Annotated in this window: 12 protein-coding genes; 7 read left to right on the forward strand and 5 right to left on the reverse strand. The window is 72.1% G+C overall.

Annotated elements, in window-relative coordinates; translation table 11 throughout:
• Window positions 1-55: 55 nt before the first annotated feature.
• Window positions 56-1,402 carry a carboxylesterase/lipase family protein gene (locus LX15_RS01190; RefSeq protein WP_253667545.1) on the forward strand — a complete coding sequence of 449 codons (1,347 nt, stop codon included), beginning with the start codon at window positions 56-58 and terminating at the stop codon, window positions 1,400-1,402.
• A 24-nt stretch (window positions 1,403-1,426) separates the two neighbouring features.
• On the opposite strand, the gene LX15_RS01195 is transcribed toward LX15_RS01190, so the two are convergent.
• Entirely contained in the window at window positions 1,427-2,080 is a 654-nt protein-coding gene (locus LX15_RS01195) for a TetR/AcrR family transcriptional regulator (protein ID WP_253667546.1), read from the reverse strand.
• Between the two features lie 121 nt (window positions 2,081-2,201).
• Between LX15_RS01195 and LX15_RS01200 the strand changes: the two genes are divergently transcribed.
• Complete coding sequence (locus tag LX15_RS01200) at window positions 2,202-3,389, forward strand: FAD-dependent oxidoreductase (protein WP_253667547.1); 1,188 nt, start codon at window positions 2,202-2,204, stop codon at window positions 3,387-3,389.
• A 1,841-nt stretch (window positions 3,390-5,230) separates the two neighbouring features.
• Window positions 5,231-6,064 (forward strand): WXG100 family type VII secretion target, encoded by an 834-nt coding sequence (locus LX15_RS01205; protein ID WP_253667548.1) that lies wholly within the window; start codon window positions 5,231-5,233, stop codon window positions 6,062-6,064.
• A 70-nt stretch (window positions 6,065-6,134) separates the two neighbouring features.
• On the opposite strand, the gene LX15_RS01210 is transcribed toward LX15_RS01205, so the two are convergent.
• The gene (locus LX15_RS01210; protein ID WP_253667549.1) at window positions 6,135-6,377 is read right to left on the reverse strand and encodes a hypothetical protein; all 243 of its coding nucleotides are present in this window, start codon (window positions 6,375-6,377) and stop codon (window positions 6,135-6,137) included.
• A 138-nt stretch (window positions 6,378-6,515) separates the two neighbouring features.
• Window positions 6,516-6,722, reverse strand: coding sequence for a hypothetical protein (locus tag LX15_RS01215; RefSeq protein WP_253667659.1), 207 nt, complete (start codon window positions 6,720-6,722; stop codon window positions 6,516-6,518).
• Window positions 6,723-7,317: 595 nt separating this feature from the next.
• Between LX15_RS01215 and LX15_RS01220 the strand changes: the two genes are divergently transcribed.
• Window positions 7,318-8,031, forward strand: a complete 714-nt coding sequence (locus LX15_RS01220) for a hypothetical protein (RefSeq protein WP_253667660.1) — start codon at window positions 7,318-7,320, stop codon at window positions 8,029-8,031.
• Between the two features lie 112 nt (window positions 8,032-8,143).
• Here LX15_RS01220 and LX15_RS01225 read toward each other — a convergent pair whose 3' ends face one another.
• Window positions 8,144-8,740 (reverse strand): hypothetical protein, encoded by a 597-nt coding sequence (locus tag LX15_RS01225; protein WP_253667550.1) that lies wholly within the window; start codon window positions 8,738-8,740, stop codon window positions 8,144-8,146.
• A gap of 101 nt (window positions 8,741-8,841) precedes the next feature.
• On the opposite strand from LX15_RS01225, the gene LX15_RS01230 reads away from it, so the two are divergent.
• Window positions 8,842-9,351: a metalloregulator ArsR/SmtB family transcription factor gene (locus tag LX15_RS01230; RefSeq protein WP_443729315.1), complete on the forward strand. Its 510-nt coding sequence runs from the start codon at window positions 8,842-8,844 to the stop codon at window positions 9,349-9,351.
• Window positions 9,332-9,802 carry an SRPBCC family protein gene (locus LX15_RS01235; RefSeq protein ID WP_253667551.1) on the forward strand — a complete coding sequence of 157 codons (471 nt, stop codon included), beginning with the start codon at window positions 9,332-9,334 and terminating at the stop codon, window positions 9,800-9,802. The genes LX15_RS01230 and LX15_RS01235 overlap by 20 nt, the downstream gene beginning before the upstream one ends.
• 36 nt (window positions 9,803-9,838) lie before the next feature.
• Here the strand turns inward: LX15_RS01235 and LX15_RS01240 are convergent, their stop codons facing one another.
• The gene (locus tag LX15_RS01240; protein WP_253667552.1) at window positions 9,839-10,840 is read right to left on the reverse strand and encodes an Lrp/AsnC family transcriptional regulator; all 1,002 of its coding nucleotides are present in this window, start codon (window positions 10,838-10,840) and stop codon (window positions 9,839-9,841) included.
• A 180-nt stretch (window positions 10,841-11,020) separates the two neighbouring features.
• Here LX15_RS01240 and LX15_RS01245 point away from each other — a divergent pair, with 180 nt between their 5' ends.
• Window positions 11,021-12,475, forward strand: a complete 1,455-nt coding sequence (locus LX15_RS01245; RefSeq protein WP_253667553.1) for an MFS transporter — start codon at window positions 11,021-11,023, stop codon at window positions 12,473-12,475.
• Window positions 12,476-12,510 lie beyond the last annotated feature (35 nt).

Raw genomic sequence — 12,510 nt, forward strand, 5'->3', positions numbered from 1 at the left:
TCGCAAGTCGACTTGCGATGCCGCGCACTTCTCGGACTCCTCGGAGGCGAACCGCATGCGGACCACGGCGCGCACCAGCCAGGGCGAACTCAGGGGACGGGTGGAGGACGGGCTCGTCGTCTTCCGGGGCGTCCGGTACGCCGAGGTCGAGCGGTTCCGGCCGCCCCGCCCCGTGCCCGCGTGGACCGGCGTCCGGGAAGCGCTGGTGGACGGGCCGATCGCCCCGCAGCGACCCTCACGGCTGGAACACGTGATGGGCGCGCCAGAGCCGCACGACCAGGCGGAGGACTGCCTGAGCCTGACGATCACCACCCCGGGGGTCGACGACGCCGCGCGTCCCGTGCTCGTCTGGCTCCACGGCGGCGCGTTCCTGTCCGGCGCCGGCTCGTGGCGGTGGTACGGCGGCCACCGCCTGGCCAGGGAGGGCGACGTCGTCGTCGTGGGGGTCAACTACCGCCTCGGCGCGCTGGGCTACCTGCGCTCACCCGGCCTGTCCGAGGGGAACCTCGGACTCCGCGACCAGATCGCGGCCCTGCGGTGGGTGCGCGACAACATCGCCGCGTTCGGCGGCGACCCCTCGACCGTCACCGTGGTCGGCCAGTCGGCGGGCGCGCACTCGGTGGCCTGTCTGCTGGGGATTCCCGAGGCCCGTTCGTTGTTCCGGCGCGCGATCCTCCAGAGCCCGCCGATGGGCCTGGGCCTCGGTGACCCGCGCCGGGCGCGCCGGTCCGCCGAGCGCTTCCTCGCGGGCCTCGCCTCGGACCCCCGCACGGCCGAGATCCCGGCGATCCTGGACGCCCAGCAGCGGGTCCTGCGCCGACAGTCCGGTCCACTCGGGATGAACACCGCCCCGCCGTTCATGCCGGTCGCCGGCGCTGGGGTGCTCCCCGACCGGGCGCGCTGGTGGGAGCACGTCGTGCGCACCGCCCCGGACCTCGACGTGATCCTGGGGTGGACCGGGCGCGAGATGGGCGCGTTCTACACCACCAACCCGACCTTCCAGCGCCTGCGCCAGATTCCGACGTACGGCCCGAGGGCCGCCGACGCCGTGGGGGAGGCCGTTGGCTCCGCCGTGTTCGCCCGGCCGACGCTGCGCCTGGCCTCGCGGTTGAGCGCGGTCGGGGCGCGGGTCTGGGCCTACCAGTTCGACTACGCCCCCGCGGGGTCGCCGTTCGGGGCCTGCCACTGCCTCGAACTGCCGTTGCTGTTCGGGACCGACGCCGACTGGGCCGACGCCCCGATGCTCACCGGCGCGGACCCGGCCGAGATCGCCGACCTCGGGCGTCGCCTGCGCGCGTCCTGGCTCTCCTTCGCCCGCACCGGCAAGCCGGAGACCGACGCGGACCTGCCGTGGCCGGAGCACACCCCGACCACGCGGGCCGTCCGGCACTGGTCCTCCTGACCGCCTGCCTCGGCCGTCGCCGCCTCACTCCTCGGGCTCGTCCCCTGACTTGTTCCCCGACTCGGACCCATGCGCGATCGGTGGGCCGGCGAGGCCGTGCAACAGCAGGTCGGTGAGGGTGTCCACGATCTCGTCGTCGCTGGCCACCGGTTCGCCGGCGGTCAGCGCGGCGTACCCGAACAGCGACAGCATCGCGCCGATCGCGGCGGCGACGACCGTGGGATCGCCGGGGAGCGGGTGCCCGCGCACGCGCAGGTACTCCAGATGGTCCCGGAACTCCGTCGTCTGGTTGACCAGCGCGCGCCACATCTGCCGTGACTCGGGCGGAGCGGCGATGGCGGACTGGAGGTGCGCGACCACCACACCGAGGTGGTCGCGCATGACGGTCCACCCGCCGGCGACGTGGTCGCGGAGCTGTTGACGGTCGCTGAGGTCGTGCTCGGCCGAGTTCTCGGTGTCGATCACCGAGTCCCCCTGCGCCTCCATCTCGCGCGCCATCTCGCGCAGGAGTTCGTCCTTGTCCGCGAAGTGCTCGTAGAACGAGCCGGTCGAGCGGCCGGCCGCCGCGGTGATGTCGGTGATCTTGGTGTTCAGGTAGCCGCGCTCGGCGAACAGCCGTCGGGCCGCGTCCATCAGCGCGCCACGGGTCTCGGCCGCCCGTGCTCTGCGAATTCCCACCGCGCGTCTCCCGGCACCTGTTGACGATCCCCGCCGGCGTCATCATACTGACCGCACAGTCACTGAACTCAGATTCAGTGAACTCGGAATCAGTGAATCAAGATTCAGAACAGGGGGCGACATGACACCGCGCGTTGTGGTGGTGGGAGCGGGCATCGCCGGAACGGTGGCGGCGATCGCACTGCGGAGCGTCGGCGCCGAGGTCACGGTCCACGAGGCGCACACCAATCCCGACGGGGACGTGGGCTCCTTCCTCGGCCTGGCCGTCAACGGCCTGCGGGGGTTGGCGGCGCTCGGCTGCCTGGACGAGGTGCGCCGGCGGGGAGTCGAGGTCCCCCGGCAGCGAGTGTGGTCGGGGTCAGGGGCCCTGCTCGGGGACGTCGCGCGCGGCCGTCTCGCCGACGACCCGATGCGGAGTGTGACGATCATGCGGGCCCAGCTCGTCGCCGCGCTGCGCGAGCATGCCGTCCGCGCCGGGATCACCCTCACCACCGACGAGCGGCTGACCATCGCGACACCCGACGGCGACGGCGTGGTCGCCGAGTTCTCCAGCGGCCGACGGACGCGGGCCGACCTGCTGGTCGGGGCGGACGGGATCTGGTCCGCCACCAGGGGCCTGCTCGACGGCGCCGCGCCCCGGCCCCGCTACGCGGGCCTCTACACCGTCTCCGGAGTGTCCGAAATGGACGGGTTCGAGCCGGGCGTGTTCAACATGACCCTGGGCCGCCACGGGGCCTTCATGCACCTCCCCGTCCCCGACGGCGGGGTGTGGTGGGCCGCGCAGGTGGCCGATCCGCGCGAGCCGGACCGGCGCGGTGTCCCCGACTCCGAGTGGCAGCGACGCGTCGCCGAGCTGTACCGGGCGGAACCGGTGCCCTCGCGGATCATCGCCGCCACCACCCGGCTGCACCGGACCACCGTCATGCACTCGCTCGACCCCGTGCCGACCTGGCGAAATGACCGGATGGTGCTCATCGGCGACGCCGCGCACCCGGTCGGCGCTGGCCAGGGCGCGTCGATGGCGATCGAGGACGCGCTCGTCCTGGCCCGCTGCCTCCGCGACGCCCCGTCCGTCGCCCGGGCCCTGGCGGACTACGAGGCCGAGCGCCGACCGCGGATCACGAAGATGCTCAAGGTCGGGGCGGACAACCGCGACGCCAAGACGGCCGGACCGGTCGGGCAGTGGGTCAGGAACGGGATGATGAGGCTGGTCTTCCGGTTCTTCTACGAGAGGGCCACGGGCTGGCTGTACACCTACGACCCCGGGTTCACCGCCGAGCCCGCGGCGACGACGGAGCCCCGGAGCTGAGACGGGCGGCTGCCGCGGGTCACTACTGTCCTATATGGACTGTGAGGCGCCACCCTCCTGAGGAACCGCGTGGTCAGGTAGTGCTCGACCAGGTGGAGGTCGGCGACGGAGCACCGCATCGCCATATATCCGCCGAGTGGCGGTGAACGAGCGAAACCGAACACTCAGGTGATCGACAGCGGGACGACCGGCGCGCTGGTCGTCGAACGCCACGAGTGTCCAGCGTGGACCGTGAAGGAGGTCGAACAAGGAGGTCGAACAGGCCGGTCCCCGCTGTTGCCCGCCTCCGGCGTGAAGGGGCGTCCACGGGGACGACCTCCGGGTGATCAACGGGATTGCTTTTCAGGGCGAAGACGGGTGTGGCATGGCGTGACCTGCCGGAACGGCACGGGCCGGGGAAAAGGTGTCGACCACCGGTTCTGGCGGTGGTCACGCACCGGAACCCTGACCACTCCGGGCCGACCCGCCACCCCCGGGCGAGCCGGATGATCGCGGACAACGGCTACCCCAGCCGATCCGCTCCCACCTGCGCCGACGGCACATCTCAGGCGACGATTCCCGGACGCCGTGACCAGCAGGCCCACCGGCTGCGCCGCGGCCGGACAGGGGGCGCCCACCGGCCTTCGACCGCACGCCTACCACCGCCGCACCGTCGTCGAACGCTGCGTCAACCCGCCTCACGCGGTTCCGTGCCTTCGCGACCCGGTTCGACAAGACCGCGATCTCCTACCAGGGCGTGATCGATCTGGCCACGCTGCTCATCACGCTGTGAGGACACGGCGTAGGAGCGGTCCGCGTGCCTCTGGGTGTCCACGACAGCGGTCGGGGATGAACCAGGTTCGGTGCTCGTGGTGATGGAGTGCGAGCGAAACCGAACACTCGGGTGATCGACAGCGGGACGACCGGCGCGCTGGTCGTCCAACACCAGGAGTGTCCAGCGTGGACCGTGAAGGAGGTCGAACAAGGAGGTCGAACAGGCCGGTCCCCGCTGTTGCCCAGGCTCACGCAGCTCAGCGAACACCCTGATTCAGGGCAGCTCGACGAACACGCGGCCGGTGCGGTCGGTGCGGTCGGACTGGCGATGGATCGCCTCGCGACGAGGACTCTCGTCATCCTGAACCTGGTCGCGCGCCGCTGCGGGCGGGGGAGATCCCCCTGATGCAGGTAGCCGGCCGCACGTCACGCGCCATCCACGGGGCTGGAGCAGCGCGGCGTGGTGCGACGGTGGACGACCCCGACGACCAGAGCGCCCCGCTGGTCGACCTCACCCCGGAAGGCCGGTCGGCCGGTCGGTCGTCGACCGGTATCTCGGGCGCATGGTCGGCGACCTGTCCGCCCCGCCTCGCGCCACCTCACCTGGCTCGACCAGGACACCGGTCGGGCTGAGGACGATCGTGCAGAGTTCACGGGACGAACGGGCACGCCGACGGGGTCGACGCCGTCGCGCGCGCTTCCTCCTCCTTACCCTCCCCGCGTGGCCGTGGCATGGGTGTGGTCCACACCGGTCCCGGTGTGACGGTCGACGTGGTCGCCGCCCCGGCGTTGAGGGGTGGGGGCCGCGGGAGTCCGCTGTGGATGGAGGACAGGACCGCGAACGGGTCCGCGATGGCTCACATGGAGTGGAGAGATGTCCGCGACGTCGACGCGGGCCCGCCCCGCCGAGGGGCCTCCGCCGGCCTTCCGTCCACCCCGGACCACACGGAACCGCCCCGTCCGTCCGGATCTCCTCGCTCGCGCCCGGTCGATCCCCGCGCTGGCCGGGGGAGCCGGCGGGTGCGCGCGTCCGCCCACGGCCACGAGCGTGACAGTGCTGTTCTGCCGAGTGAGTGGAGGGGGCGTCCGTGGTCGTTGAGGTCACTGAGGAGAACCAGTGGCGCGGGTCGGGCATCTTCGAGGCCTACCAGGGGCTGGTCCAGTCGATCACGACCGAGTCGGAGAACGAGACCGTCCAGGTCCTGGACATCACGTTCGGCGCCATCGGCGCGGCGGCGATGACCGCGAAGCTCGTCGTGGACCCGATCGGGACGCTGTTGGCCTCCGGCGTGGGCTGGCTCATCGAGCACGTCAGCTTCCTGCGGGAGCCGCTCGATGCGCTGATGGGCGATCCCGACGAGATCCAGCAGAACACCGAAGCGCTCAAGCAGCAGGCCAAGGAGGTCCGCGCGGTCGCCGACGACCACAAGCGGGCCATGGAGGGCTTCGACGGCTGGACCGGGCAGAGCGCCGACGCCTTCCGCGCCACCATGAACAAGTACGGCGAGGAGCTGGAGGCGCTGGCCGAGACCGTGGAGGGCACCGCCAAGGTCGCCGCGGTGACCGGGGTGCTCGTGGTCGTGCTCCGCGACATCGTGCGGGACATCATCGCCGAGGTGATCGCCCAGTTGATCAAGGGGGCGCTGATCGCGGCCGCGGCGGCCGCCTTCACCTTCGGCGCGTCCATCGCCGGGTTCATTGGCTTCGCGGTGGCCAAGTGCGTGTCGGTGGCGGCGGACATCGCCAGCCGCATCGCCCGGTTGACCGCCGCCTTCGCCCGGCAGGGCAGCCGGTTGGCCAAGCTCGGTGAGGGCATGGGCAAGCTGCGGACCGGCTTCGGCCGCTTCGAGCACGTCGCCGACGTCGGCGAGATCGGCCACGAGATGGCCAAGGCGGGCGACGCCTACCAGAACGCCCCCTGATCCGGCTCCCGTCCGCCCGATTTTCCCGTCAGGCCAGGAGAACCACGACAACCATGGCACCGAAGAACAGTCACGGCTCCTCCACGGGTGGTGGCAACTCCACCCCGCCACCTCCGCCGCCCCCACCTCCGCCCCCGGCCAACACCGGGACGAACCCGCCTCCGGCCAACACCGGAACGAACCCGCCTCCGAGTGAGACGAGTTCGCCGCCCCCGAACAACGGGAACCCGCCCCCGCCACCTCCGCCGCCCCCGCCCCGGGTCAACAACAACTCGGGCACCCCCGGCGGGACCTCCACGCGCCCGGGAGACACCGGGCTCCCTCAGGGCACGTCCGGCCTCGGCATGGTCCCGTCGTCGATCGACGGCATGACGCAGCACCTGTCGAACATCGAGGGCAGGCTGAACACCCTGAGCGTGGGGGTGCAGCAGCACCAGCTCTCGCCCGGCTCCTACGGGCTGGTCGGCGCGACGATCGCGGGGCAGGTGAACACCTCGATCACGCAGGCGGGCAACACCCTCCGCGACGCGGCGACGGCCGCGTCGAACGCGGGCGCCGGCGTGCGGGCCACCTTCAACTCCACGTCGCAGCTCGACCAGAACATCGCGTCCACGCTCAACTCGATGCACCAGGACGGGATCACCCCGCCGGCGGTCAACTCGGTGACGAGCCCGTCCTCCGCGCCGCCACCTCCTCCGCCGCCCCCGGTCCGTCAGCCGCCGTCGACCGGCGCGAACACGACCACGTCTCCGTCCTCCGCGCCACCGCCGCCCCCGCCTCCTCCGGTGCGCACACCTCCCACCACGACGGGCGGCGACACGACGTCCCCGTCGTCGGCGCCGCCTCCTCCGCCGCCTCCACCGGTGCGTCAGGCTCCTGGGGGTTCGGGCGGCAGGCCGTCCTCGGGTCCGCCCGTGGCGCCGCCGCCTCCTCCTCCGCCGTCGACGCACAGGCCGCCGGCGGGGTCGGGCGTCACGACCACGACCGCGTCGAGCGCGCCGCCGCCCCCGTCGGGTCCGCCCGTCGCACCCCCGCCTCCGCCGGGGAGGGGTTCGGCGGGACACGGTGCCCCGCCCCCGCCGCCGCCTCCCATGGGGGGCCGGCCGGGCGGTGGCCCCGGCCGTCCGGGTGGCGGTCAGGGAAGGCCGGGTGGTGGCCCGGGCCGGCCGGGGAACAACGGTGGGCCGTCGCGCCCGCCCGGCGACCCCGGGCCGTCCCAGCAGCGGCCGACCCAGCCGCCGGACCCCCGGCCGTTGGTGGAGCAGGTCGCGGACTACCGGCAGCGGATGGGGATCGACCCGAACCGTCAGGTCCCGATCCTGCGGATCCCGCCGACCATCCCGGACCCGAACAATCCGGGCGGCACCATGGTGCCCAGGATGAGCACGCCGGTGAACCAACTTCCCCCCGAGCACCGGGTCGGGATCGCCGACACCGACACCCGGCCGATCGGGGAGGTGCTGGGCCTGCCGATGGACGACCCCGAGACCGCCAACTCCTCGGTGTACCAGCAGGCGACGGAGGGCGTCGGTGGCGGCGCCTACCTGCCGCAGTCCGAAGTGCTCTTCCTGGCGGAGGGTCAGCCACCCCAGACCCTGTTCCACGAGATGGGGCACATCCGGCAGCACCAGGACGGGCACACCAACGCCAACACGGAGATCACGGTGCTCGAGTACCACAACGTGCTCAACAACGAGAACCGTCTCGATCCCGACAACCCGCGTGAGCGGTACACCGTCCAGGACAGCATGGTCCGTCGCTTCGCCAACGTGCCGTGGGAGACCGTCGAGCAGCACGTGAACAACCTTCCCCCGGAGCGTCGGGAGCACACCGCCCAACTGCTCAACGAGATCCGTCAGCAGACCGAGGGGATGGGCGAGCAGGGCGAGCGCATCCGGCGGAACTTCATCGCCGAGTACTGCGAGAGGAACAACATCAGGCCGCCGTCGAAGTGGAACGTGCGCTGAGGTTGACCGGACACGACGGATGTTCCGGAAGGGGCGGGCCGCTCACCCTGGTGAGCGGCCCGCCGCCTCTTTTTCGTCCTCTGTGGACACTCAGGCGCCCTGGCCGCGATTCTCAGTCCTGTTCGGACTCCCGCCACCGGTCGAACTCCTCGGTGGAGCCGATCCCGTGGTCGAGCACCGCGCGGTAGACCTCGTAGCTGGGCACCCGCTCGGTGTTCCGTCGCGCCGCCAGCTCCCGCTTGATCCGCAGGATCGTGGCTCGGGCGTCGGCGGTCAGTCGAGGGGGCAGCGACCTGAGGTGGGCGAGGTCGGGCTGCCGCTCCGGCTCGTCCACGAACCAGATGTCCAGGGTCCAGTCGTGGTCGCGGGGAGAGCGGTAGTGGATGCCGAGGTAGAGGCCGTCCGGGTACGTCGGGTCGGTGTTCCAGTGCCCGGTGTCGTCCCGGAAGCGCACCTCCCGTACGCGGGGGTGCACGGCGAGCCGGGCCCCGACCTGGGCGACCTCGGCCGTGGTCGCCTCGTCCAGCCTCGGGCAGATGACTGTGACGTCCAGGTCCCGTCCGACCATCAGCCCGAGGGCGGCGCTGCCCACCCGCACCGGGTCGCCGAGCCCGCCCAGCAGCGTCTTCAGCTCCAGATCGGCGCCGACCTCGTCCGCCTCGGTCTGGAGCGCGTCCTGCTCCCGCAGGAGTTGATCATCGTTGCGCATCCGACCAGTGGACCAGACGCCGAGCGGGATCGGAGGTCGGGCCGGAGGCGGGTTCCGAGGCCCGGTTGACACGTAGGAATTTTCCTACCTATTGTCGTGGCATGGCCGACCGACCGATGGAGACGTCACGGTCCCGTCCGCGCCGACACCGGGATGTGCCCGGTGAGGCGCCGAGCGACCGCGTGTTCGCGGCGTTGGCGAGCCCGGTGCGCCGCGAGGTGCTGCGCCTGTTGCGGGACACCGGACCGCGACCGGTCAACGAGCTGGCCGCGCACTTCGACATGGCCCGCCCCAGCTTCTCCGAGCACCTCCGCGTGCTGCGGGAGGCGGACCTGGTCAGCGAGACCAGGGCTGGGCGGCAGCGCCTGTACCGGCTGGAGGCGACGGCGTTGTTCGAGGTGCGGGAGTGGCTCCACCCGTTCGAGAGGTTCTGGCGGGACAAGCTGGGTGGCCTGCGCGACCTCCTGGACGAGATGGACGACCACGACAACGACAACAACGACAACAACGACGACGACGACCACGTCGGCGGCGCGAAGGGCGACAGCGACGTCGGCGACGTGAACGAGACCCACGAGGTGGACGGCGACGATGACACCCGAGAACCCTGACCAGGACGACCTGACCACGATCAGGGTCGACCAGTTCCTGGCGCACCCGCCGGCCAAGGTGTGGCGCGCTCTCACCGAGCCCGAGCTGATCGCGAAGTGGTTGATGCCCGGCGACTTCCGGTTGGAGGTCGGCCACCGCTACACCATGCGGGGAACGCCCATGCCGGGTACGGGCTTCTCCGGCACCGTCCACGCCGAGGTGCTGGCGTTCGAGGTCGAGCGCATGCTGCGCGTGGCGTGGCGGGACGCCGACCCCGACGGCCCCCACGCCGCGGACTGGACGATCACCTGGACGCTCCAGCCCGAGGGGCGGGGCACCCGGCTGTTCCTCGTGCACGACGGCTTCGACCCGGACAACCCGCTCCAGCGGCGTGCCCGCTCGATCATGGGCGGCGGCTGGCGCACCGGTGTGGCGCAGCGGCTCGACGAGGTCCTGCGCCAGCTCGACTGAGTCCCCGTGCCTCGCCCCCGTGCCTCTCGGTCGCCCTCAGGGCCTCCGCCGGTGCGCCGGCGGTGACGGGGGAGTCGCGACGGGTAGGAGATGACCGGTCGCCTTGAGGGTGTGCAGCACCGGGGCGGTCTCGATCGAGAGGATCTGGTCGAGACCGCCGAGCCCCCGGGTGAGGTAGCGGTGCAGGTCCGCCGGGTCCGAGCACAACGCCTGCGCGAGCAGGTTGGTCGGGCCGGTGGTCGCGACCACGGCGGCCAGCTCGGGGTGCGTGGCGAGGACGGTCCCCACGTGGTCGAGGTGCGCCGGCGCGATGCGCATCCACAGCAGCGCCTGCGTGCCGACGCCGAAGGCCGTGCTGTCGACCTCGACGTCGAAGAAGACCACGCCTCGGGCGCGGAGGTCGGCCAGGCGACGGGCCACGGTCGCCTGCGACCAGCCGGTGGCCGCCGCGAGGTCGGCGTAGCTGGCCCTGCCGTCGTGCCGCAGGACGTTGACCAGGTCGTGGTCGGCGCTCGTTAGTGGCATGTCCTCGCCGGCGGGCGGGAGGTCGGGACGCAGCCGCTCCCGCTGCTCCTCGCTGAGCGCCCGGAGGCGTCCCGACCACGCGGTGGGGCCGCCCAGGTAGGTGTGGAGCAGGCAGTGCGCGGACACGGCGGTGATGCCGCTCCTGCGCGGGATGTCGTGGAGCAGGAGCGATCGTGACGGCTCCGCGCCCCGCGGGGCGTGGACGATGGTGAAGATCTCGGTGCCCCCCGAGGTCAGCTTGACCCACGACGTGTCGGGGCGGCGGGCCAGGGAGTGCGCGAGGGCCTGCGCGGTGGCCGGGGTCGTGGTGAGCCGGACCATCCACTGGACCTCGCCCGCCCGCGCCGGGTCGGCGAGCCCAACCACCCGCAGCCCCGCCTCCACCCGCAGGCGTCGGTAGCGGCGGGTCACGGTCTGGGTGGACACGCCCAGCACCTCGGCCACCCGGCTGAACGGCACGCGCCCGTCGACGTGCAGCGCGTGGATCAGACCTCGGTCCAGCTCGTCCAGCATGAGCGCATTTTCTCATTTGGCGCGCGTCTGAGGAACGAATCCTCGTGCTGGGCGCGATCAGTGGAACACACCTCGTCGCCCGGGTGAGGCTGCTCCGCGCGAACAGTCCCCGCGAACAGTCCCCGCGAACAGTCCCCGCGAACAGTCCCCGCGAACAGTCTCCGAGACGAGGAAACGATCATGTTGTTGCTGGAGAAGACCGGGCAGGCCGCCGCCGCACGGTGGCGATGGGTCGCCCTGGCCTCGCTGTTGGTGGCCGAGGCGATGAACCTGCTGGACTCCACGATCGTCACCGTCGCCGCGCCGGTGATCCACGCCGACCTCGGCGGCGCCGAGTCCGACATCCAGTGGTTCGGCGCGGCCTACACGCTGCCGTTCGCCGTGCTCCTGGTCAACGGCGGCCGGCTCGGGGACCGGTTCGGCCGGCGACGGGTGTTCCTCGTCGGCGTCGTCGGGTTCGTGCTCGCCTCCGTGACCTGCGGGCTCGCGACCGGCCCCGGCATGCTGATCACGGCCCGCGCCGTGCAGGGCGCCGCCGCCGCGTTGGTCATCCCGCAGACCATCGGGCTCATCCGCGCCCTGTTCGACGGGCCGGAGCTGGCCAGGGCCATGGGCAGCATCGGGCCGGTGATGGGCCTGGCCGCGATCTGCGGTCCGGTGCTCGGCGCCGTGCTCACCCACGCCGACCTGTTCGGCTCGTCATGGCGCGCGGTTTTCCTGGTCAACGTTCCGCTGGCCATGCTCGTGCTCGCCACCGCCCCGTTCCTGCGCGAGGACAGGGCCGCGCACTCCCCGGGATCGGATCTTCCCGGCACCGCGCTCGTGGTGGTGGGGACCGGCCTGGTGGTCTACCCGCTCATCCAGGGCGACACCCTCGGCTGGCCAGGCTGGACCTGGGGCGCGTTGGTGTTCGGTGTCGTCGTGCTGGTCGGGTTCGGTCTGCACCAGCGGAGGCGCGCCCGGCGTGGCCGGACGCCGCTGGTCGAGCCGAGCCTGTTCCGTGACCGGGGCTTCCCGGCGGCACTGGTGACCTCGACGTTGTTCTTCGCCGCCACGACCGGGTTGTCCGTGGTCATCGTGATGCAGGTGCAACTCGGCCTCGGCAGCGACGTCCTCACGGCGGGGCTGACGCTGCTGCCGTGGTCCTGCGGCATGGCCGTCGCCTCCTGGGTCGCGGGCGCCCACCTGGTCCCGCGCCACGGCTCCCGGGTCATGGGCGCCGGCTTGGTCTTCCTGCTCGTGGGGCTGCTCTCGGCCATCGCCGTCTACGCCACCGCCCGGCCGGGCGCGTACCCGTGGCTCCTGCTCGTGCCGCTGGCCGTGGGCGGGATCGGGAACGGCCTCTTCACCGTCCCGTTCTTCACCACGGCCCTGTCGCGGGTCCGGCCCCACGAGACCGGCTCGGCCGCCGGCCTGCTCAACGCCGTCCAGCAGTTCGGCGGCACGCTGGGCATCGCGGTCCTCGGCACCACCTTTCTCCACACCTTCGCCACCGGCGGCCACACCGGCTTGATGCCGGCCGCCGCGTCACTCGATGCCGTCCAGCTCGCGTTCTGGCTGGCCGCAGGCATGATCGCCGTGGTGGCCGTGACCTCCGCCCTGATGCTCACCCGAGCCACCCCACGTGACCGCTGACGCTTGCAGCGGGTGAGGTGTCCGTTGTCACCACG

This window comes from Streptoalloteichus tenebrarius, assembly GCF_024171885.1.
Classification (GTDB): domain Bacteria; phylum Actinomycetota; class Actinomycetes; order Mycobacteriales; family Pseudonocardiaceae; genus Streptoalloteichus; species Streptoalloteichus tenebrarius.

Bases quoted from the DNA above. Each gene is read 5' to 3' on its own strand.
- LX15_RS01230 (WP_443729315.1), top strand. From the start codon at position 8,842: ATGGCCGACCGACCGATGGAGACGTCACGGTCCCGTCCGCGCCGACAC.
- LX15_RS01200 (WP_253667547.1), top strand. From the start codon at position 2,202: ATGACACCGCGCGTTGTGGTGGTGGGAGCGGGCATCGCCGGAACGGTG.
- LX15_RS01240 (WP_253667552.1), bottom strand. From the start codon at position 10,840: ATGCTGGACGAGCTGGACCGAGGTCTGATCCACGCGCTGCACGTCGAC.
- LX15_RS01190 (WP_253667545.1), top strand. From the start codon at position 56: ATGCGGACCACGGCGCGCACCAGCCAGGGCGAACTCAGGGGACGGGTG.
- LX15_RS01245 (WP_253667553.1), top strand. From the start codon at position 11,021: ATGTTGTTGCTGGAGAAGACCGGGCAGGCCGCCGCCGCACGGTGGCGA.
- LX15_RS01225 (WP_253667550.1), bottom strand. From the start codon at position 8,740: ATGCGCAACGATGATCAACTCCTGCGGGAGCAGGACGCGCTCCAGACC.
- LX15_RS01235 (WP_253667551.1), top strand. From the start codon at position 9,332: ATGACACCCGAGAACCCTGACCAGGACGACCTGACCACGATCAGGGTC.